Here is a 20,215-nt window from a genome sequence, read left to right as displayed (position 1 = left end):
AAACCACGCCTTGCCTCCGGTCAAGCCGACGCGCCGGCGATCCTCACCCGCCGGACGCGGGTCCGGGTGTTCCACGTGGAACACCGGCGGGCCGGCCAGCTCCGGCGCGCCGGATCGGACCCTCCCGACACCCGCGCGGCAGCCGCGGGGCGCGGGGGAGTGTTCAGTGTTCCACGTGGAACACCGCCGGCGCGGCGGCGTCCCGCGGTTCGTGCGGGATCCTCTTCGGCGTCGCGGCGCGTGCCGGACGAGAGATGTTCCACGTGGAACACCTCCAGGCCGGCGGCTCCCGCCATCCGAGTCGGAGCCGGCCTCGGGCCGCCCCAAGGGCGGACCCGGGATGTTCCACGTGGAGCGGTTGCGAGGTGCTTCCCCAATGGTGCGTTTTTCGTCGCAACTCGATGAGCCCTTCGCGGTTGCCGTGCCGAACCGCCCGCTTCGCGCGAAATCGGCGCAAGGTGCCCGCCTTTCATCGAGTTGGCCGACGTAGCGCACCATCGAGGGTGCACCTCCGAACGGTTGCCGGGGAAGAGCCCGCGCCGGGCCCGTCCTTCCTCGTCCCCGTGGGAGGTGCGGTGCGGCGAGGTGTTCCACGTGGAACAGTTGCGCGATCGCAGGCCGGCGCGCGGCCACGTGCGCCGTTCGAGATGCGCGGCCGTCCCGGCATCGCCTCGCGATCCTTCCCGCGCGAGAGGATGGGGCCGGCCGGAGGGAAGGGCCGAGCCGCTCGGCCGGCGCCCCGCCCGGGTCCTCTCTGGCGACGTTCCACGTGGAACACCGAGACGGGAGCGAGTTGGGGCCGGCGGAGGTCCCGGCCCGCGCGACCGGTGTGCTATCCTCGCCGCTTCGAGAGGACGGACGGCCGGGAACCATGGGGCGCGCCATCGCCGTGGCCAATCAAAAGGGGGGCGTGGGGAAGACCACCACCGCCGTCAACCTGGGGGCCGGGCTCGCGATGGCGGGCCGGCGCACCTTGCTGATCGACCTCGACCCGCAGGCGAACACGACGAGGGCGCTCGGATTCGAACGCGATCCCGCCCGCGCCACCATCTACGACTCCCTCATCGAAGGCGTCTCCCTCGAGAAGATCCTGCTCCCGACCGACATGGAGAACCTCTTCCTCTGCCCCTCGGAAAACGAACTCACGGGGGCGGAGGTGGAGCTCGCTGGCCTGCCGAGGCGCGAGTTCCGCCTGGCGGATCTCTTGCGGTCGGTGAGAGACGCCTACGAGTTCGTGCTGATGGACTGCCCCCCGAGCCTGAGCTTCCTGACGGTCAACGCCCTGACCGCGGCGGACTCGGTCTTGATCCCGATCCAGTGCGAGTACCTCGCCCTGGAGGGGGTCACCCAGCTCATCGAGACGCTGAGGCGGGTGAAACGGTCGCTCAACCCTCGCCTGGAGGTCGAGGGCGTTCTTCTCACGATGTACGACGAGCGCACCAACCTCTCGCGTCAGGTCGCGCAGGAAGTGATGCAGTTCTTCCGGGGGGCCGTCTACGAGACGGTCATCCCGCGCAACATCCGGCTGGGCGAAGCCCCCTCGTTCGGCAAGCCGATCTTCCTCTACGACTCCCGCTCGAAGGGGGCGGCCGCCTACCTCGAGCTGGCGAAGGAGATCCTGGACCGTGAAGGGAGAGCCGAAGAGAAGGGCGCTCGGGAAGGGGCTGGGCAGCCTGATTCCTGACGTGCCCCCGGGCGGCGTCGACCTCGGCGGCGCCCCGCAAGACGTCGAGATCGCTCGGATCCGTCCGAACCCGCAGCAGCCCCGCCGCGAGTTCGACGAGGCGGAGATCGACGCGCTCGCGGAGTCGATCCGCAACGCGGGGGTCCTCCAGCCGCTCCTCGTCCGGAAGGACCCCGACGGCCGCTACACGCTGATCGCGGGCGAGCGCCGGCTGCGCGCCGCGAGAAAGGCGGGTCTGGCGCGGGTCCCCGTCATCGTGCGGGACCTTCCCGACGAGAAGTTCCTCGAGATCGCCCTCATCGAGAACCTCCAGCGCGACGACCTCGGACCGATCGAAACGGCGCTCGCCTTCCGGGAACTCGTCCGCCGGCTGGGCCTGTCGCAAACGGAGGTGGCCGAGAGGCTCGGCAAGCCCCGGAGCACGGTGGCCAACTACCTCAGGCTCCTGGAGCTGCCCGAGGAGGTTCGGGAGCTTCTCGAGAAGGGGCGCCTGGAAATGGGGCACGGCAGGGCCCTGGCGGGACTCCGCGACCCGGTGGCGCAAGTGGCTCTGGCTCGAAAGGCGGTCGCCCGCGGGTGGTCGGTGCGCGAGCTCGAAGAGCAGGTGAGGCGCGCGTCCGACCCGCTCGCCGGCCTGAGGCGGCGGGACGCCGCCTCTCGGCGCGACCCCAACGTCGCTGCGGCGGAGCGGACGCTGGCCCGCGCCCTCCAGTCGCGCGTCACCATCCATCAGACCCGAGCGGGCCGCGGGAGGATCGAGATCCGTTTCGCGAACGACGACGACCTCCAGCGCCTCTATTCCCTGCTCCTGCGTGCCAGCGGCGCGAGCTCCTGAGGCCCGGCCGCGGGCTGCCGCGACGCGGCAACGCCGGTTGTCGGACCGCCGACATCGGCCGTCCGCTGGGCGCTGCGCTGTTTGACGCGGCGCGGCAGAGCCGCGCCACCCCTTCGCAACCCCCGGTCGCGGCCACGGCCAGCCCCTCTTCGCGCCGGCCGCCCCCGGATCTCAACGCTCTGTCAGGACTCCGGTTGCCCGGAGGGCCCGGCGAGCGGCGCTGGTGAGAGCAGCCCCGGCCAGGCGGGGAGGAGAGAACCACGCCCACCCGTCGCCGGCGGGCTCCGCTTCCAGGCGGGCCTCGACGACGAACAAGCGGATCCGGTGGCGCGTGATGACGTGGCGGAAGGTTCCGAGGAGCCGGCCCGGGCGGATCGCGAGCCCGGTTTCCCGGCGCAGCGCGAGCCGAAAGCGCCTCGCCATCCGGGGAGACCACGACTCGGGCTCGCCTCCCCGCGAAGCGCCGGGCCCGGACCGCCACAGCTCGGCCCCGGGGAGATCCCACATCCCCTCGTTCAGGCTTCCCCGCGGCCCCCGGCGCAGCAGGACGCAACCGCGCCCGCGGAGCAGGGCGGCGGCGCGCGCGACGCGGATCTCGTCCGGGCGGGTCCGTGGCGGGGGAAACCTCTCTGGGGAGCCGTCCGCCAGCGCGCGGCACCACCTGCGCCAGGGGCAGCGCGCGCAGTCCGGCCGGCGGGGCCTGCAGGTCGTCGCCCCCAGATCCATGAGAGCCTCGTTGACGTCGCCGGGCCGGGCACCGGCCACGAGCCGAGAGGCGGCGTCTTCGATTCGGCGCGCGCCGCTGCCTCGCGCGGGGTCGCCTTCCAGGGCCAGGAGCCGCGCGAGCACTCGCCGCACGTTGCCGTCCACCGCCGCGACCGGCTCGCCGAAGGCGATCGACGCGATGGCCGAGGCGGCGTAGCGCCCGACACCGGGCAGCCGGAGCCACTCGCGAGAAGTCGACGGGAACCGGCCCCCCGACGCCACGATGCGGCGGGCGGCGAGACGCAGGCGGCGCGCCCGCCGGTAGTAACCGAGACCCGACCACGCCGCGAGCACCTCGTCCTCGGGGGCCGCGGCCAGGGCAGCGACGTCGGGGAACCGCTCGAGGAAGGGACCGTAGTAGCGGGCCGCCGTGGCGGCGGTCGTCTGCTGGAGCATGATTTCGGAGACCCAGACCGCGAACGGATCCCGGCGGTTGCGCCACGGCAGATCTCTCCGGTTTCGTTCGAACCAGTTCAGAAGGGACCGCCTTAGCGCTCCGGCTGCCGCCGGAAGCTCGGCCCGTTCGGAGGTCGTACCGCGCACGCGGCGACGATAACCCATCGCCACCCTCCGATGCCTCTGGCCCGGGCGAGGCCGGACGCCTAGATTCCGGCATGGGGGCGGATCGCCCGGAAAAGCCGACAGGAGAAGCGACTCCGATGCTCCCACCCGTGATCGCGTGCCGCCGGAAGCACCGCCGCTTCCGCCTTCCCCCCGGCGTTTCGGGCCGCGTGCGCTTTCTCTACCCGTTCCTGGGCCCGCGGCCCGTGGACCTGCCCCTGCGCGACATCAGCGCTTCCGGGATTTCCTTCACCTTCTCGAGGCCCCTGCCCCTTCTCGAGCCGGGCGACTGCCTGCCGGAGGTGACCTTGGTCGTCGGGGATCTCACGATCGAGGGGGAATTGCTCGTGATGAACCTCCGGACCAGCGCACGGGACGACGGCGTGTGCGGAGGGCTGTTCTTCCCGGCGGACGACGAGGAGATCGAACGCTACCAGAGGCTGGTGGCGTGGCTCGAGACGGGGGAGCCGCCGGAAGAGGCGGGGAGCTTTCCCCGGGCCTGAGCCGGGACCGTTCAGGGAGTCGCGGGCTGGGCGGTCGCGCGCTCGCTTTCGCGCCTCATCTCCCGGACCAGCTCGTCGGCCGGCATCTCCGCGAGATCGATCACGAGGGCGCCGTCCGGGTCGGTCTCCAGCGCGGTGATCCCCGGGTGCTCCCGCTCCAGCCGCTCGAGCAGGGCCCGCTGCCTGCGGACCATGGCCAGCAGGCGTCTCCCCTCGACGAGGAGACGCCGGTGCACCACCGCCTGGCGGAGGGCCGCCTTCAGTTCCTCCACGTTGCAGGGCTTGGTCAGGAAGCGGTAGATCTCCCCTTCGTTGACGGCCCGGAGAACCCCCGGGAGGCTGGCCCGGCCCGTCAGGAGGATCCGGACGGTGTCCGGGTGGCGCAGTCTCACCCTCGCGACCAGCTCCGAGCCTCGCATCCCGTCCATCTCCTCGTCGGTGACGAGGACATCGACCTCCTCGCGGCCCAGGATCTCGAGTGCGTGGCGCCCCGATCCGGCCACGAGCACCCGATAAGGCTCGCCCCGCATCGCCCGCCGGAGCCCCTCGAGGACGTGCGGCTCGTCGTCGACGAAAAGGACCGTGGCGTCCACGGCGGCACCTCCTTCCAGCCCCGTCTTCGAATCTAAGCCGGACCGATCGGGGGGCAATTCCGGCGCCCGTCCGGGTTGACGGCACTAGGCGCCCTGGCTAACATCCACGCCTTTGCTGCGTGCCGTGCGGCGGTGGCCGTGGTGTCGGCGCCGCGGCGACGTCCCACCGGTAGGTTCCCAAGGCCAGGCGCCGGGCCGGCGCCGACGGAGATTCCCCGATGTCGAGCGTGCGCCTCGTGGCCCAGCACTATGCGCAGGCGCTTTCCGAGGCGGTCCCCTCCGACGAGGAATTGGGGCGGGTCCGGGAGGAGGTCGCCCGCATCGCCGAACTCGTCCGCAAGGTTCCGGAGCTGGCCCGCGTCCTCAAGAACCCGGTCGTCTCGGCGGACTCCAAGGGGCGCGTCATCGCCGCGATCGCCGAGCGCCTCGGCGCGGGGGAGCGAACACGGCGGTTCCTCGAGGTGATCGCCGCGAACGAGCGTCTTCCTCTGCTCCCGGAGATCGCCGAAGCGGTGGAGAAGGTGCACGAAGCGCGTTCGGGCGTGCGGCGGGCGGAGCTGATCTCGGCGGTTCCGCTCGACGCGGATCTCCAGGAGCGCCTGGTGGCCGCCCTCAGCCGCGCGGCGGGCAGCCGACTCCTCGTCGAAAAGCGCGTCGATCCGTCGTTGCTCGGCGGCATCGTGGCGAAGATCGGCACCACGGTCTTCGACGGGAGCTTGAAGACCCGCCTGGCGCGGCTGCGTTCGAGAATGATCTCGGCGTCGCAGGCCGGCTGAGCCGTTCGGCGGGCGCAGGGCCGGCGCCCGCCCGGGAGTGAGCGATGGAGTTCAACATCGGCGAGATCACCGAGATCCTCAAGCAGCAGATCGAGGGCTACGAAGAGAAGATCGACGTCGCCGAGGTGGGAACCGTCACTGCGGTCGGGGACGGCATCGCCCGGATCTACGGCCTCGAGAAGGCGGCCTACCTCGAGCTGCTCGAGCTCCCCCACGACGTTTACGGAATCGCGCTGAACCTCGAGGAGGACTCCGTCGGCGCCGTTCTCCTCGGCGATTTCCTGAAGATCAAGGAAGGCGACCAGGTGCGCCGGACGCGGCGCATCATCGAGGTTCCGGTGGGGGAGGCGCTGCTCGGGCGGGTCGTCGACGCTCTCGGGCGGCCGGTGGACGGGCGCGGTCCCATCGAGGCGACCGAGCACAATCCGGTCGAGCGCCTTGCGCCGGGCGTCGTCTACCGCCAGCCGGTCAACGAGCCGCTCCAGACCGGCCTGAAGGCCATCGACTCGATGATCCCGATCGGCAGGGGCCAGCGTGAGCTGATCATCGGCGACCGCCAGACCGGCAAGACCGCGATCGCGATCGATACGATCATCAACCAGCGCGGCAAGGACGTCATCTGTATTTACGTCGCGATCGGCCAGAAGCAGTCCACCGTGGCGCAGGTCGTCAAGACGCTCGAGGAATACGGCGCGATGGAGTACAGCATCGTCGTCGTCGCGGCGGCTTCCGATCCGGCGCCGATGCAGTTCCTCGCGCCCTATTCCGGCTGCGCGATGGGCGAGTACTTCCGCGACCGAGGCCGTCACGTTCTGTGCGTCTATGACGATCTGAGCAAGCAGGCGGCGGCATACCGCGAGATCTCGCTCCTGCTCAGGCGGCCCCCCGGGCGGGAGGCGTACCCCGGCGACGTGTTCTACCTGCATTCCCGGCTTCTCGAGCGGGCGGCGAAACTCCGGGAGACGCGGATCATCGTCAAGAAGGACGCCCCCGCGGACACCCGCGAAGGTGTGGACGGGGTGCTCTACCACGGGGTTCCCGGCTTGCACGAGGCGCAGAAGAAGCTCGAAGAGCTGGGAGACGGCTACGAGCTGCGGGTGTTGCCGGAAAGCGGCGGGTCGCTGACGGCGCTCCCGGTGATCGAGACCCAGGCCGGCGACGTCTCGGCGTACATCCCGACCAACGTGATCTCGATCACCGACGGTCAGATCTATCTCGAGACCGACCTGTTCCACTCCGGCGTCCGCCCGGCGGTCAACGCCGGCCTGTCGGTGAGCCGAGTGGGCGGCAACGCGCAGATCCCCGCGATGAAGAAGGTGGCCGGTACCCTGCGACTGGAGTTGGCGCAGTACCGCGACCTCGCTGCGTTCGCCCAGTTCGGATCCGATCTCGACAAAGCGACCCAGGCGCAGCTCGCCCGCGGGCAGCGCCTTCAGGAGATCCTCAAGCAGGACCAGTACTCGCCGCTGCCGGTGGAGAAACAGATCGTCATCATCTTCGCGGGGACGAACGGGTTCCTCGACGAGATTCCGGTCTCGCGCATCGCCGAGTACGAGCGGCGGCTGTACGAGTTCCTCGACAACAGCCGGCCCGAGGTCCTGGAGGCGATCAGGACGAAGAAGAAGATGGACGACGAGCTGGCGGAGATGATCCGCGGCGCGCTCGGGGAGTTCCGGGAGCGCTACGCGGCGGCGCTGGCCGAGGGCTGATCGATGGCCGGTGCCAGCACACGCGATCTCAAGCGCCGCATCCGCTCCGTCAAGAACACCAGTCAGCTCACGCGAGCGATGAAGCTGGTGTCGGCGGCCAAGCTGCGTCGGGCCCAGGAGCAGATGCTGGCCGCGAGGCCGTACGCGCATTCGCTCCGCCGCGTCATCGAGGAGGTCGCCAGGAGGGTGGAGCCGGGCCGGCATCCTCTCCTCGCGGTCAGGGAGCTGCGCAAGGTCGAGTTGATCGTCATCGCCGGCGACAAGGGCTTGTGCGGGTCGTTCAACGCCAACATCCTGCGGGCCGCCGAAAACGAGTGGCGGCGGCACACCGATGCCGGGCGGGAAGTGGAGTTGACCCTCGTCGGCAAGAAGGCGGTCGACCACTATCGCCGCCGGAGCGCGAAGGTCCGCGAGCGTCATCAGGACGTCTTCCGCAGCATGGACTACACCTTCGCAGTGGATCTCGCTCGCGGCGTCGAGGAGCGGTTCGTCGACGGCCTCGTCGATGGGGTGTTCCTGGTCTTCAACGAGTTCAAGACGACGATCGCCCAGCGCGTCGTGGTGCAACCGCTCCTCCCACTCGCCGGCCTGCAGAAGGCGGAGCGCGAGGAAGCTGCCGCCTCCGAATACCTGTACGAACCGTCTCCGGAGCGGCTGCTGCGCGGGCTTCTGCCTCGCTACCTCGCGTTTTTGGTCTACCACGCGCTCCTGGAATCGATCGCGGCCGAGCATGCGGCGCGCATGACGGCGATGGACTCCGCGACGCGGAACGCGGACGAGATGATCGCGAAACTGACGCTGATGATGAACCGAGCCCGGCAGGCGGCGATCACCACCGAGATCATCGAGGTGGTCAGCGGCGCGCAGGCGCTGGGCTGACGCTCACGGCGAGGACGAAGATGGCGAAGGTCGGGAAAGTGATCCAGGTGATCGGCCCGGTGGTGGACCTCCAGTTCCCCGAGGGGCACCAGCCCGAGATCTACACGGCCATCAAGGTCGACGACGAGGGCAAGGAGTCGGGGATCCCGGTCCACGTGACGCTGGAGGTCCAGCAGCATCTCGGCGAAGGCCGTGTGCGCTGCGTCGCGCTGAACCCGACGGACGGGATGGTGCGCGGAATGGAGGCCGTCGACACCGGGGCGCCGATCACGGTCCCCGTGGGGCGCCCCACGCTGGGACGCGTGCTCAACGTGCTCGGCGAGCCGGTGGACGAGATGGGACCCGTCGAGGGCGCCGAGCGCTGGCCGATCCACCGGCATCCCCCGTCGTTCGAAGAGCAGTCGACGACGATCGAAATGTTCGAGACCGGGATCAAGGTGATCGACCTGCTGGAGCCCTACATGAAGGGCGGCAAGACGGGTCTGTTCGGAGGCGCCGGCGTCGGGAAGACCGTCCTCATCATGGAGCTGATCCACAACGTCGCCATGAAGCACGGCGGATTCTCCGTCTTCAGCGGCGTCGGCGAGCGGACGCGCGAAGGGAACGATCTCTGGCTCGAGATGCAGGAGGGCGGGGTCATCGTGGCCGGAGACCCCGAGCGATCGAAGGCCGCGCTGATCTACGGCCAGATGACCGAGCCGCCGGGGGCGCGGCTCCGGGTCGGGTTGACCGGTCTCACCGTGGCGGAGTACTTCCGGGACCACGAGGGACAGGACGTTCTCCTGTTCATCGACAACATCTTCCGATTCACCCAGGCGGGATCGGAGGTGTCCGCGCTGCTCGGACGGATGCCCTCGGCAGTGGGCTATCAGCCCACCCTCGCCACCGAGATGGGCGAGCTGCAGGAGCGGATCACATCCACCAAGCGGGGATCGATCACCTCGGTCCAGGCGATCTACGTTCCCGCCGACGACTACACCGATCCGGCTCCCGCCACGACCTTCGCTCACCTGGACGCCTCGACCACGCTGAGCCGGCAGATCGCCGAGCTCGGAATCTACCCCGCGGTCGATCCACTGACCTCCACCAGCAGGATCCTCGACCCGCGGATCGTGGGCGAGGAGCACTACAACACGGCGCGCGAGGTGCAGCGGGTCCTGCAGCGCTACAAGGAGCTTCAGGACATCATCGCCATTCTGGGAATGGACGAGCTGAGCGAAGAGGACAAACTGACCGTGTCGCGGGCGCGGAAGCTGCAGCGGTTCCTCAGCCAGCCGTTCTTCGTCGCGGAGCAGTTCACGGGGCTCGAGGGGCGTTACGTCGAGCTGGCCGACACGATCCGCGGCTTCCGCGAAATCGTCGAGGGGAAGCACGACGATCTGCCCGAGCAGGCCTTCCTGTACGTCGGGACGATCGACGAGGCGGTGGAGAAGGCGAAGAAGATCCGCGAGAGCCAGGCCGCCTGAGGCGTGCCGGATCGGGCGGCCGGGACTTCGAGGAGAGCGCGGTGATTCCCGAGAAGCTCAAACTGGAGATCGTCACCCCGGAGCGAAGGGTCCTCTCCCGGGAGGTCGACGAAGTCATTCTCCAGGGCGAGGAGGGATCCTTCGGCGTCTTGCCCGGACACGCTCCCCTGCTCGCCGGCCTGGCGCCGGGTGTGGCGATCGCGCGCGGGGACGGCCGGACGGAGGTGATGGCGATCAGCTCCGGGTTCGCCGAGATCCTGCCCGACCGCGTGACCGTGCTGGCCGAGACCTGCGAGCTGGCCCACGAGATCGACGCCGAGAGGGCTCGCAGCAAGGTCAGCCACTATGAGAGAATGCTCCGAGAGCCCCATCCGGAGACCGACCCGGAGATCGTGAGGTTCCGCCTCAGCAAACACCTGGCGAGGATCTCCGCGACCCAGATCACCTCCTGACGCCCCGATCTCCGGCGGTGCTCCGAAGGAGGTGCACCGTGCGCTCGCCCGGGCTGATGACGACCGCCGTGGTCGGGCTGCTCCTCGCCGCCGCCTGCGGCCCGCCGGCGCCGATTCACATCGGCGGGCTGATCCCCGAAAGCGGTGCCGCCGCCGTGTACGGCCGGCCGATCAAGCGCGGAATCGAGCTCGCGATCGACGAAATCAACGAGGCGGGCGGCGTGCTGGGAGGGCGGCGCATCGAATTCGAGTGTCACGACACCGCCACCAACGGCGACGTGGCCGAGGCTGCCGCACACGAGCTGCTCGAGAAGGGGGTCCCCGCGGTGATCGGCCCGGCCACCTCGTCCGTCGCCCTGCGCCTCGTGCCGATCTTCAACGAGCACGAGACGATCCTGCTCAGCCCGGCGGCCTCGAGCCCCACCCTGACGAAGGAAGGGGGCGACTGGTTCTTCCGGGTCTACCCGAGCGACATCGGCGAGGGTTACCGGATGGCCACCTTCTGCCGGGACATGGTGCTCTCGCGGGTGGCGGTGGTGGCGGTCAAGGACAGCTTCGGCCAGGGGGTCGCCGACGTCTTCGCCGAACACTACAAGGCACCCACCCGCCGGATCGTCTACCGGGCCGACTTCGAGGGAAGCCTCGACGAGGCCTCCGCGCGGCGGATCGCCCGCGAACTCGCCAAGTCCCGCGCGGAGGCGGTCTACATCGCGGCCTATGTCGACGACATGGCGGCGCTGCTCCGCGCGATCGAGAAAGAGAAAGTCAAGATCGCCAGGTTGGCCACCTCGGCGGTCACGCGAGACCTCATCGAGGCCGCCGAAACCGCGGCGGAGGGGCTCGTGTTCCCCCAGACCGGATTCGACCCCGGGGCGAAGGATCCCGCCGTCCAGCGGTTCGTCGAGGCGTACCGGAACCGCTACGGAGAGGATCCGGACACCTTCGCAGCGCACGGCTACGACGCGGCCAAGGTGCTCGCCGCCGCCATCGAGGCGGCCAAGCTGCCCGCGCCGACCCAGATCCGCTCGGCGCTGCTCAACATCGAGTACCAGGGAGTCAGCGGGCGGATCGATTTCGACCTGAACGGCGACGTGATCCAGCAGCCGAAGCTCTACGCCGTGTACAACGGCGAGATCGTGCCCTACGAGAAGTTCCGGGAGGCGGAGCTGGGGCGCTCGATCCTGGCGCGCTGAGGGCTCTCCGCATGGACGGAGGGCGCGGCCCGCGGGGTTGGGGAATGGAACCGGAGATTCCGGTTCCGCTCGAGCGGGCCCGGGAGTGGCGCGCGCGTCTGGCCGAGCAGGGGCGGCGCGTCGCCCTGACGAACGGCTGCTTCGACCTGCTCCACAGCGGTCACGTTCGCCTTCTCACCGCCGCCCGCTCCGCCGCCGACGCGCTCGTCGTCGCGGTCAACGACGATGCCTCGGTGGCGCGGCTCAAGGGCCCCGGGCGCCCGCTGGTGCCGCTCGCAGAGCGCGCCGAGCTTCTCGCCGCCCTGGAGCCGGTCGACCTCGTCGTCGCCTTCGGCGAGGACGACCCGCTCGCCGTGATCCTCGCCCTCCGGCCCGACGTCCTGGTGAAAGGCGCCGACTGGCCGGAGTCCCGCATCGTCGGCGCGCGGGAGGTGCGCGGATGGGGAGGCAGCGTCCTCCGGGTCCCCCTCGAACCCGGCGTGTCCACCTCGGCGCTCGTTCACCGGATCCGCGTTCGCTTGGGAGATCGGGACGATGGCTCGCCTTGAGAGTTCAGCGGCACGGCGGAAGGCCGGACCCGGCCAGCGCCGCTTGCTGACGGCTTACTTGCTCGCACTCGCCGGGGCCGGTGGCTTCTCGATGATGGTGCTCGAGGTCGCGGCGCCGCGCCTTCTGGCCCCGTACTTCGGCAGTTCGAATTACACCTGGACCAATGTCATCGGGGTCATCCTGGCCGCGCTCGCCGCGGGCTACTATGCCGGCGGAAGACTGGCCGACAGGCGGCCCGGTCTGGGCCCCCTCGTCACGGTCGCCATTCTGGCCGCGGTGCTGTCCGCCGGCGTTCCATGGGCCGTGCGCGCGCTGTGCCCGCTCCTGGTTCCCGAGGCGGCCGCCGAGTCATCCGCTGTGCCTCTCCTCGTGCGCGCGTCGCTGTTCGCCACCCTCCTTCTCTTCGCGCCCCCGCTGTTCTTGATGGGGGCCATGAGTCCGATGACCGTTCGCCTTCTTTCCCGGGCTGGCGGGGTGGGTTGGGCATCGGGCGCATGCTCGGCGTCCGTCACGGCGGGCGCCATCGCCGGCACATTCGGCACCACGCTCTGGCTCGTCCCGGCGATCGGCAGCCACCGGACGGTTCTCCTCGCCTCGCTGGCGCTTCTGGTGATCGCGCTGCCCGGCCTCGCGGGTGGGAGCGGTCCGCTGGCCAGAGCGACCGGAGCGGTGGGGACCGTTTTCGTGGCCGTCTCGGCCGCCGTGCCGCCGGGCCCGGTGCTTCCCGGCCCGAACGTCCTCTACGAGACGGAGACCCCCTACCAGTACGCCAGGGTGACCCGGCGCGGCGACGCGCTTCTTCTCCAGACGGAAGGCCAGAGGCGCGGCGCCCAGGCGGTGCTTCGGGAGGGCTCCTTCCTGTCGGGGGGATTGGTTTTCGATCACTTCCTCGGTTTGCCTTGGCTCTCCGGATGGCGCCCGGGTGAGCGGCTCGATCTGCTCGTCCTCGGTTACGGGGTGGGAGCCGTCGGGCGTCAAGTCGAACATTTCTTCGGCCCTTTTTCCGATCTCAGGATCGACGGCGTCGAGATCGATCCCGAGCTGGTCGAGATCGGCGAGCGCTTCTTCGGGCTCGACCGAGGCGATCCGCACCTGTCGCTTCAGATCGCGGATGCGCGGCAGTACAACCTGGTGTCGAAGAGGACCTACAGGGCGATCGTTCTGGATGTGTTCTCCCGAGCGAGGCAGGTCCCATCGCACCTGGCGACGAGAGAGTTCTTCGAAACGGTCAAGGACCGGCTCCGGCACGGCGGTGTCTTCGGCATGAACGTCATCGTGCCCATCGCGGACGGAGAAGCGCTTCCTCGGCTTCTCGAGAGCGTGCGCGCGTCCTTCGGCGAAGTCTTCGTCGAGCGCATCCCGGGAAGCCTGAACATGTTGATTCTCGCGCGCCGAGATCTGCCGCTGGATCTGACGGGTGCCTCGGCCCGGCTGCGCGCTCAGGACGCTTCCCGGATGGCCTCGGAATTCGAGGACCTCCGGCGCCTGTTGCTGGCGGGTTGGCAGCGCGCGGCCAAATGGCCGGGGCGGCCGGGGTTCGCGCCGTTGACGGACGACGGAACGCCGTTCGAGCACTTGTTGCTCCGAGATTCGCTCGTGGCGTGGAGCCGGCTTCCGTGATGGTCCCCGCGGCGCTGGCAGCGGTCGCTCTTGCATCCGGCGGGGGGAGTCCGCCCCCATCGCTCGCGGAAGCGGCGCGGCTTTCCTTCGCCGGTGAAAAGCAGGAGGCCCTGAGAATTCTCGAGCAGGTGCCTTTCGGCGAAGCCGATCGAGGGACGATCCTGATGTGGCGAGCGGATCTCGCCTTGGATCTCCTCGATATCGACCAGGCGGCGGAGCTGTACCGCGCGCGGCTCCGGCAGGCGCCCCAGGACCGGCACGCTCTCGCCCAGCTTCTGGAAGCCTTGCAGCTCGGGGGCCGGATCGACCAGGCGCTCTCCGCGCTCGAGCAGTACCTGAAGGCGCCCGAGCCGGATGCCGAGGTGCAACGGGTGGCGCGATCCCTTCGGCACCAACTCTCCGCCGTCGCGGCACTTCGCCGGGCTCACCGCCTCCTCGGCATTCTCAACGCCGCGACGATCCTGGTGTGGCTGTCCGCGTTCGCCTTGCTCGTGCGATGGGCGGCGCGGGCTCCTCCTCCGTGGCCTGACGAACCGCCCGAGGCGTGATGCGGCGGGCGCTTCGAGAGGTCCTGGAAGCGGTCCAGCGGACGCGGGCCTGGCGCGCCGCCGGCCGCCCCGTGCGGCGCCGGGTGCGGATCGTCCGTGCCTTGGACGATCCGGCGGGGCGCTGGCGCGCCGTCTTCGGCGACCTCGAGAGGGACCCGGCTCGCACGGGATCGCTGGCGCACGCCTACGTGGCGGTCGCCGGCCCGGTGGCCCTGGGTGGCGTCATCGTCGCGCCCTTCGAGCAAGGGCTGTTCGCCAGCGCCCTTCGGGTCCGCCCGTTCGCCAGGGGATGGGGGATCGGCTGCCGGCTCGCCCGCCACGCCGGAGACCTCGGGATGCACCGGGGTTGCTCCGTGTGGCTCGTCGTCGCCGAGGACAACCGGGCCGCGCTCGCGGTCTGGCGTGCGGCGGGGTTCCGCCCGGTACCGCCGCCGTCACCGGTGGACCGTTCGGGGCACGTCACCTTCCGCTTCTCGCCCCAGGCTGCTGCGCGGTAGCGGCTCGCAAGGGCGTGGTCCATCCTGTCGCGGCGGCGGGTCGTCCGCCCGGGACCGGCTCACGATGTGGATCGCGGAACTGCTGGGACACGACGTTGTGCGGCGGCTCGCCCGCGCGGCGGGCGGCGGTCCGCGCGTGCACGCAGCGAGCCTGTCGCGGACCGCCCGTCTGCTCGCGCTCGTGGAGGCCGTCCGCTCCCGGCGCGGCCCCACGCTTCTGGTGGCGGCGGACGATGCGGGTGCCAGGAGTTTGACCCGAGCCCTCGAGGGGCTGCTCGATCCGGTCCGAGGCGATCCGGCACCGGTGCGGCTGCCCGCCTTGGAGGCCGACCCCTACCGCGGGATCCCGAGCCACCCCGCGGTCGCCGCCCAGCGTGTCGCCGCGCTCGACGCCCTCGCCTGGGGGGCGTCCGTGGTCATCGTGGTCCCGGTCGCCGCGTTCCTCACCCCGGTACCGGGAAGGGAAGAGATAAGAAAGTGGGGCGGCCAGATCGCCCGGGGAGGGCGGGTCGATCTTCCCCGGCTGGCTCGGGAGGTGGTCGAAGCCGGCTACCGGGTCGCCGACGTCGTCGTGGCGCCGGGCGACTTCGCCCGTCGCGGCGGTCTGTTCGACATCTGGCCGCCGCAGGAGGAAGCGCCGGTCCGCGTCGAGCTCCTCGGAGACATCGTCGAGTCCCTCCGCCGGTTCGATCCGGCGACCCAGCGCACGACGGGGCGCATCGACCGGGTGCGGTGGCTCCCCGCGCGCGAGGCACCGATCGCGCCCGACCAGGCCGAGCGGTTGCTGGACCGCCTCGTGGGGCGCGCGCGGGAGGTCCTCGCGGAGGCTCCCGCGACGCGGGAAGGGCTTCCCCGGCTCGTCGACCAGCTCCTCGCCGGGGTGGAGGGAGCCCCTGCGCTCTACCGGGAGGACCTCGTTCCGCTGCACCGGCTGGCGGAGGAGGCGCTGCTTGCGGTGTGGGAGCCGGAGGAGACGCTCGCCCGACTCCGCTCCACCTGGGAGGATCTCGAGGCAGCCCATCGGGAATCGGCCGAGGGAGGTGACGCGGTCCCGCCACCGCGGCGGTTGTTCGTCCCGCCGGAGGCGGTCGCCTCCCGACTGGAAACCGCCCAGGTGACGATCGGGGAGCTGCCGTGTCCGGCCAGCGGGCGCGAGCCGCTCGACCTGCGCGCCCGGCCTCCCGTCCGCTTCGAGGGGCGGCTCGACGCCCTCGAGGAGGAGCTGAGGCGCCGGACCGGCGAGGGCAGGCCCGTGATCCTGGCCGCGCGGAACCGGGGACGCCGAATGCGTCTCCAGGAGATCCTCGAAGGAGCCGGCCTGGCCGCCAGGGAGGTCGACCGGGAGGGACCGTGGTCCCCCGAGCCGGGTGAGCTGCTCCTCGCCGACCTCCGGCTCGACGAGGGGGTGGAGTTCGCCGGAGGGGCCACCCTCCTCGCGGAACCGGACCTGTTCGGCGCCGATCCGCCCGCTCCTCCCCCCCGACGCCGGCGCGGCGGCGGAGCGTTCGTCTCCGACCTTCGCGACCTCAAGCCCGGCGACCGTGTGGTGCACGTGGACCACGGGGTCGGCCGGTACGCCGGTCTGGAGCGCCACCCGGGTTCCGGCGAGGAGATGCTCGTCCTCGAGTACGCCGGCGGCGATCGGCTCTACGTCCCGGTCTCGCGGCTCGACCTGATCCAGAAGTACAGCGGAGGAGACCACGCGCTGGTTCCGCTCGATCGCCTGGGTGGGACCGGTTGGGAGCGCCGCCGGCGCCACGTCCGGCGCGCGGTCCAGGAGATGGCCAAGGATCTGCTCGACCTGTACGCGCGCCGGATGACCGTCCGCGCCCGCCCGTTCCGGGGCGGCACCCGGTGGCAGGAAGAGTTCGAGCAGGCCTTCCCGCACGAGCTGACCCCCGACCAGCGCGCGGCCTGGGAGGAAATCCGGCGCGACCTCGCCTCGGAGAGGGCGATGGACCGGCTCTTGTGCGGCGATGTCGGCTACGGGAAGACCGAGGTCGCCCTCAGAGCGGCGTTCCAGGTCGTTCAGGAGGGGTACCAGGTGGCGGTGCTCGTGCCGACGACCGTGCTGGCCGTCCAGCACCTGGCCACTTTCCGCGCCCGCATGGCGGCGTGGCCGGTCAGGATCGAGGCGCTGTCGCGGCTCACGTCCACCGCCGAGGCGCGCCGCATCATCGCGGACACGGCGGAAGGGCGCGTCGACATCCTGATCGGCACGCACCGGCTGCTGAGCGGCGACGTGCGGTTCAAGCGCCTGGGGCTGCTCATCGTCGACGAGGAGCAGCGTTTCGGCGTCCGCCAGAAGGAGAAGATCAAGAGGCTGTCCTTGGGGGTCCACGTCCTCGCGATGAGCGCGACCCCGATCCCCCGCACCCTCCAGATGTCTCTCGCCGGTGTCCGCGACCTCTCGGTGATCGAAACGCCGCCCCGAAACCGCCACGCCATCCAGACGCTCGTATCTCCCTGGTCGCCGACGCTCGCCGCGGCAGCGATCCGGAACGAACTGCGACGCGGAGGGCAGGTCTTCTTCGTTCACCCGCGCGTCGAGGGGATCGAGCGGGTCGCCTCCCGCCTCGAGGAGCTGGTCCCCGAGGCGGTGATCCGCTGTGCGCACGGCCGAATGGGAGAAAGGGAACTGGAGCGGACGATGCTCTCCTTCGTCCGCGGAGAGACTCAGGTTCTCGTGGCCACGACGATCATCGAGAACGGTCTCGATATCCCGCGCGCCAACACGATCCTGATCGATCAGGCCCACCGGTTCGGTCTGGCCCAGCTCTACCAGATGCGCGGCCGCGTCGGCCGATCGGATCGGCGCGCGTACGCCTACCTGTTCGTCCCGGCTCGCCGGGAGCTGACCCCCGAGGCGAGGCGCCGGCTGGCCGCCCTCGTGGAGTTCACCGAGCTCGGAGCCGGATTCCGCATCGCGGCGCTCGACCTCGAGATTCGGGGAGCGGGCGAGCTGCTGGGAGCCCGCCAGTCGGGGCACATCGCCGCCGTCGGCTTCGAGATGTACGTGCAGATGCTCGAGGCGGAGGTGCGGCGCCTGAAAGGCGAGCCCCAGCCGCCCGCACCGGAACCGGTGACCGTGAACCTCGGCGTTCCGGCGTACCTGCCGGAGGACTACATCCCGGATTCCGGACAGAGGCTGGCGGTCTACAAGCGGCTCTCGGTGGCGGAGAGCGAACGGGAGATCGAGGAGCTCCGGAAAGAAGTCGAGGACCGGTTCGGCCGCTGCCCGCAGCCCGTGATCGATCTGTTCCGCGTGGCGCAGCTTCGGCTCGAGGCCGCGAGACAGGGGGCGGTGTCGATCGACTGGAGCCGCGACGGGGTCGCGGTCCGCTTCGGCTCGAGACCGCGCATCGACACGAGACGCCTCGTGCAGCTGCTCCAGCGCGACCGGAGCCTGGGTATCACGCCCGGGGGCGCGGTCACCTTCCGCCCGCCCGCGCAGGCCCCGGACAGGCTGGAGGCGGCGCGAATGGCGCTCGAAAAGCTGGCGAGCTGACGGCCCGTGCCGACACCGGCCGCGCAGCGGATAATCGGACACCGGGCCGCGCGGTGGCGGCGCGGCGAGGGAGGCGCGATGCGTCACCTGACGGCGGGGGCGGCATTGCTCGCGGCCGGACTTTCGCTGGCCACCGCCGCCTGCTCTCCCCCGCAGGAGGAGACCGGCGACCGGATCGACCGGATCGGCGGCGAGGAACTCACCGACGAGCAGTACGAGCGTTTCGTGCGCCGCTACGCCGGTGTTCCCGCGGAAGAGATCGATCCAGCAGCGAGGCAGCAGCTCTACGAGGAGTACCTCGCCGAGCTCCTGTTCGCTCGTGCCGCGGAGCGGGAGGGGCTGGTCGCCCCGGCGGAGGCGATCCGGGAGCAGCTCGAGGCGCTCGGCCCGCAGGCGGCCTCCGAGGGCGATTCCCGCGAGGAGCTGGAGCGCGACGCGCGGCAGGCGGTGCTCGCCCGCCTGTACGAGGAGAAGGTTCTCGCGCCCAGGATCAAGGTGACCGACGAGGAGATCGACGCGGCGCTGGGCGCGGCGCCGCCGCGCGTCCAGCGGGAATTCGCGGTCTTCCGGCAGATCAGGGTGGACTCCCGCGAGGCGGCGTCGGAGGCCTATCGGCGAACGGTCCGCCGGAAGGAGCCGTTCGAAGCGGTCGCCAAGGAGATGAGCACCGCGCCGGACGCCGGCGCCCTGCAGCAGCGTCCGCTCTCCAATCTCCCGGCTCCCGTCGCCGACGTCCTGCGCAAACTTCCCGAGGGAGGGATCTCGAGACCGGTCGAGTACGACGGCGCCTTCTATCTGTTCGAGCTGGAGGCGCGGAACCGGGACCCCGATCCCGGTCGCGCCGGTGAGCGGCAGCGCGTCGCGGACCGTCTCTGGTCGGAGAAGATGTCGAGGTTGAAGGAGGAGGAGCTGCGACGGCTCGCCGAGCTCGAGGGGATCAGGACCCCGAGAACCGCGAGGCGCCGGAAGGAGAAAGGCTCGTGAGATCGTTCCTGCTGTCGGCGATCCTTCTCGGTACGGCGCTCGCCGCGGTTCCCGCCGCAGCCGGTGACGCGTCGGGCGAGCGGCTCGTGGAGGACATCGTCTGCTGGGTGAACGACGACATCGTGACGCTTTCCGAGCTGCTCGAACAGGAGCGCCAGGCGGTCGCCGAGGTACTCCAGAACAAAGGGCTGCCCGCCAGCGAGCTGGCCCGGCGCGTGAACGAGGTGCGGCAGGCGGTCTTGATGCAGGCAATCCAACGACATCTCTTGCTGCAGGAGGCGGAGCAGCTCTTCGATCTCGATGCGGTCAAGAAGGACCTGGTGAAGCGGTTCATGCAGCGCGAAGGAGTGGCGAACGAAGCGGAGCTGGAGGAAGTGCTCCGCAGCAAGTATCAGATGGACCGGTCGGAGCTGGAGCGGGCGCTCCTTCTCGTCACGATGCCTGAGTATGTCATCGACACGCAGGTCCGGAATTCGCTCGGCGTATCGGAAGAGGAAGCGCGCGCTTACTACGAGCAGCACCGGGAGCTGTTCTCCACCGAGGCTTCGGTGGTGTTCCGCGAGATCGTGCTGCTGGACCGGAACGGGTCGGATCCCGATGCGCTCGCCGAACGCGCAGCGAAGATCGCCGCCGAGGCGGCCGCCGGCGCCGATTTCGGTGACCTCGTCCAGAAATACTCCGAGGCGGCGTCGAAGTCGATCGGCGGGCGCATCGGCCCCGTGAACCCGGACGACCTGCGCCCCGAGATCGCGGCCGCCCTCGAGGAGCTCGCCCCCGGCGAGGTCTCACGACCGGTCCGCACGGACCAGGGCTGGCACATCCTGCGGCTCGAGGAGCGGAAAGAGGCGGTCGTCAAGCCGTTCGAGGAGGTCCGGGACGACTGCGAAAAGGCTTGCAGGGACAGGAAATTCGAAGAGGCCTACCGGAAGTATCTGGACGAGCTGATCGCCTCCGCGAGAATCGAGGTCAGAAAGGACTACGCGGACAGGATCCCCGACGAGTACCGCGACCGTTTTGTCGTCCGTTAGCCCGGGTGGGAGGCGGAAAAACGGCCGCCGGCACGCGGTTCGCCGGTTCCCGCGGGCCGGACGCG

General features: G+C 70.4%; 19 protein-coding genes. 16 read left to right on the top strand and 3 right to left on the bottom strand.

The genetic code is table 11. From position 1 onward, the window contains the following. Positions 1-20: 20 nt before the first annotated feature. Entirely contained in the window at positions 21-296 is a 276-nt protein-coding gene (locus D6718_01255; protein RMG48698.1) for a hypothetical protein, read from the bottom strand. Between the two features lie 575 nt (positions 297-871). Between D6718_01255 and D6718_01250 the strand changes: the two genes are divergently transcribed. Further along, positions 872-1,684, top strand: coding sequence for a ParA family protein (locus D6718_01250; protein ID RMG48697.1), 813 nt, complete (start codon positions 872-874; stop codon positions 1,682-1,684). Beyond that, the gene (locus tag D6718_01245) at positions 1,626-2,519 is read left to right on the top strand and encodes a ParB/RepB/Spo0J family partition protein (protein RMG48696.1); all 894 of its coding nucleotides are present in this window, start codon (positions 1,626-1,628) and stop codon (positions 2,517-2,519) included. Before D6718_01250 ends, D6718_01245 begins: the two co-directional genes overlap by 59 nt. Positions 2,520-2,690: 171 nt before the next feature. On the opposite strand, the gene D6718_01240 is transcribed toward D6718_01245, so the two are convergent. Beyond that, positions 2,691-3,845: an A/G-specific adenine glycosylase gene (locus D6718_01240; GenBank protein RMG48695.1), complete on the bottom strand. Its 1,155-nt coding sequence runs from the start codon at positions 3,843-3,845 to the stop codon at positions 2,691-2,693. Positions 3,846-3,943: 98 nt separating this feature from the next. Here D6718_01240 and D6718_01235 point away from each other — a divergent pair, with 98 nt between their 5' ends. Beyond that, positions 3,944-4,348, top strand: a complete 405-nt coding sequence (locus D6718_01235; protein ID RMG48694.1) for a hypothetical protein — start codon at positions 3,944-3,946, stop codon at positions 4,346-4,348. 11 nt (positions 4,349-4,359) lie between these two features. Here D6718_01235 and D6718_01230 read toward each other — a convergent pair whose 3' ends face one another. Beyond that, a complete protein-coding gene (locus D6718_01230) occupies positions 4,360-4,941 on the bottom strand; it encodes a response regulator (protein ID RMG48693.1) in 582 nt (193 codons plus the stop codon). A 218-nt stretch (positions 4,942-5,159) separates the two neighbouring features. Between D6718_01230 and atpH the strand changes: the two genes are divergently transcribed. From atpH to D6718_01165, 13 genes are all read left to right on the top strand, one after another. Next, positions 5,160-5,717 carry an ATP synthase F1 subunit delta gene (gene atpH / locus D6718_01225; GenBank protein RMG48692.1) on the top strand — a complete coding sequence of 186 codons (558 nt, stop codon included), beginning with the start codon at positions 5,160-5,162 and terminating at the stop codon, positions 5,715-5,717. A 44-nt stretch (positions 5,718-5,761) separates the two neighbouring features. After that, positions 5,762-7,426 (top strand): F0F1 ATP synthase subunit alpha, encoded by a 1,665-nt coding sequence (locus D6718_01220; GenBank protein RMG48691.1) that lies wholly within the window; start codon positions 5,762-5,764, stop codon positions 7,424-7,426. A 3-nt stretch (positions 7,427-7,429) separates the two neighbouring features. Then, a complete protein-coding gene (atpG, locus tag D6718_01215) occupies positions 7,430-8,305 on the top strand; it encodes an ATP synthase F1 subunit gamma (protein RMG48690.1) in 876 nt (291 codons plus the stop codon). Positions 8,306-8,325: 20 nt separating this feature from the next. After that, positions 8,326-9,771: a F0F1 ATP synthase subunit beta gene (atpD, locus tag D6718_01210; GenBank protein ID RMG48689.1), complete on the top strand. Its 1,446-nt coding sequence runs from the start codon at positions 8,326-8,328 to the stop codon at positions 9,769-9,771. Next, entirely contained in the window at positions 9,768-10,223 is a 456-nt protein-coding gene (locus D6718_01205; GenBank protein RMG48688.1) for a F0F1 ATP synthase subunit epsilon, read from the top strand. Before atpD ends, D6718_01205 begins: the two co-directional genes overlap by 4 nt. Before the next feature lie 38 nt (positions 10,224-10,261). Beyond that, positions 10,262-11,416 carry a hypothetical protein gene (locus tag D6718_01200; GenBank protein RMG48687.1) on the top strand — a complete coding sequence of 385 codons (1,155 nt, stop codon included), beginning with the start codon at positions 10,262-10,264 and terminating at the stop codon, positions 11,414-11,416. Positions 11,417-11,427: 11 nt separating this feature from the next. Beyond that, positions 11,428-11,964 (top strand): D-glycero-beta-D-manno-heptose 1-phosphate adenylyltransferase, encoded by a 537-nt coding sequence (locus D6718_01195; protein ID RMG48686.1) that lies wholly within the window; start codon positions 11,428-11,430, stop codon positions 11,962-11,964. Positions 11,965-12,007: 43 nt separating this feature from the next. Further along, positions 12,008-13,585, top strand: a complete 1,578-nt coding sequence (locus tag D6718_01190) for a hypothetical protein (GenBank protein ID RMG48685.1) — start codon at positions 12,008-12,010, stop codon at positions 13,583-13,585. Continuing rightward, positions 13,567-14,133 (top strand): hypothetical protein, encoded by a 567-nt coding sequence (locus tag D6718_01185; protein RMG48684.1) that lies wholly within the window; start codon positions 13,567-13,569, stop codon positions 14,131-14,133. Before D6718_01190 ends, D6718_01185 begins: the two co-directional genes overlap by 19 nt. Continuing rightward, positions 14,133-14,630, top strand: a complete 498-nt coding sequence (locus tag D6718_01180) for a GNAT family N-acetyltransferase (GenBank protein ID RMG48683.1) — start codon at positions 14,133-14,135, stop codon at positions 14,628-14,630. The genes D6718_01185 and D6718_01180 overlap by 1 nt, the downstream gene beginning before the upstream one ends. Before the next feature lie 64 nt (positions 14,631-14,694). Then, positions 14,695-18,138, top strand: a complete 3,444-nt coding sequence (gene mfd / locus D6718_01175; protein ID RMG48682.1) for a transcription-repair coupling factor — start codon at positions 14,695-14,697, stop codon at positions 18,136-18,138. A gap of 78 nt (positions 18,139-18,216) precedes the next feature. Further along, positions 18,217-19,122, top strand: coding sequence for a hypothetical protein (locus tag D6718_01170; GenBank protein RMG48681.1), 906 nt, complete (start codon positions 18,217-18,219; stop codon positions 19,120-19,122). Beyond that, positions 19,119-20,150 carry a hypothetical protein gene (locus D6718_01165; protein RMG48680.1) on the top strand — a complete coding sequence of 344 codons (1,032 nt, stop codon included), beginning with the start codon at positions 19,119-19,121 and terminating at the stop codon, positions 20,148-20,150. The genes D6718_01170 and D6718_01165 overlap by 4 nt, the downstream gene beginning before the upstream one ends. Positions 20,151-20,215 lie beyond the last annotated feature (65 nt).

The sequence above is a fragment of the Acidobacteriota bacterium genome, from assembly GCA_003696075.1.
GTDB lineage: Bacteria > Acidobacteriota > Polarisedimenticolia > J045 > J045 > J045.
Note: the sequence above shows the minus strand (reverse complement) of the source record. Positions and strands in the feature narration are given on the sequence as shown.

What these genes read in the sequence shown, in the direction of transcription:
- D6718_01170 (RMG48681.1), top strand. Translation starts at nt 18,217, where the DNA reads ATGCGTCACCTGACGGCGGGGGCGGCATTGCTCGCGGCCGGACTTTCG.
- D6718_01240 (RMG48695.1), bottom strand. Translation starts at nt 3,845, where the DNA reads ATGGGTTATCGTCGCCGCGTGCGCGGTACGACCTCCGAACGGGCCGAG.
- atpH (RMG48692.1), top strand. Translation starts at nt 5,160, where the DNA reads ATGTCGAGCGTGCGCCTCGTGGCCCAGCACTATGCGCAGGCGCTTTCC.
- mfd (RMG48682.1), top strand. Translation starts at nt 14,695, where the DNA reads ATGTGGATCGCGGAACTGCTGGGACACGACGTTGTGCGGCGGCTCGCC.
- D6718_01180 (RMG48683.1), top strand. Translation starts at nt 14,133, where the DNA reads ATGCGGCGGGCGCTTCGAGAGGTCCTGGAAGCGGTCCAGCGGACGCGG.
- D6718_01250 (RMG48697.1), top strand. Translation starts at nt 872, where the DNA reads ATGGGGCGCGCCATCGCCGTGGCCAATCAAAAGGGGGGCGTGGGGAAG.
- atpD (RMG48689.1), top strand. Translation starts at nt 8,326, where the DNA reads ATGGCGAAGGTCGGGAAAGTGATCCAGGTGATCGGCCCGGTGGTGGAC.
- D6718_01235 (RMG48694.1), top strand. Translation starts at nt 3,944, where the DNA reads ATGCTCCCACCCGTGATCGCGTGCCGCCGGAAGCACCGCCGCTTCCGC.
- D6718_01195 (RMG48686.1), top strand. Translation starts at nt 11,428, where the DNA reads ATGGACGGAGGGCGCGGCCCGCGGGGTTGGGGAATGGAACCGGAGATT.
- atpG (RMG48690.1), top strand. Translation starts at nt 7,430, where the DNA reads ATGGCCGGTGCCAGCACACGCGATCTCAAGCGCCGCATCCGCTCCGTC.
- D6718_01255 (RMG48698.1), bottom strand. Translation starts at nt 296, where the DNA reads ATGGCGGGAGCCGCCGGCCTGGAGGTGTTCCACGTGGAACATCTCTCG.
- D6718_01220 (RMG48691.1), top strand. Translation starts at nt 5,762, where the DNA reads ATGGAGTTCAACATCGGCGAGATCACCGAGATCCTCAAGCAGCAGATC.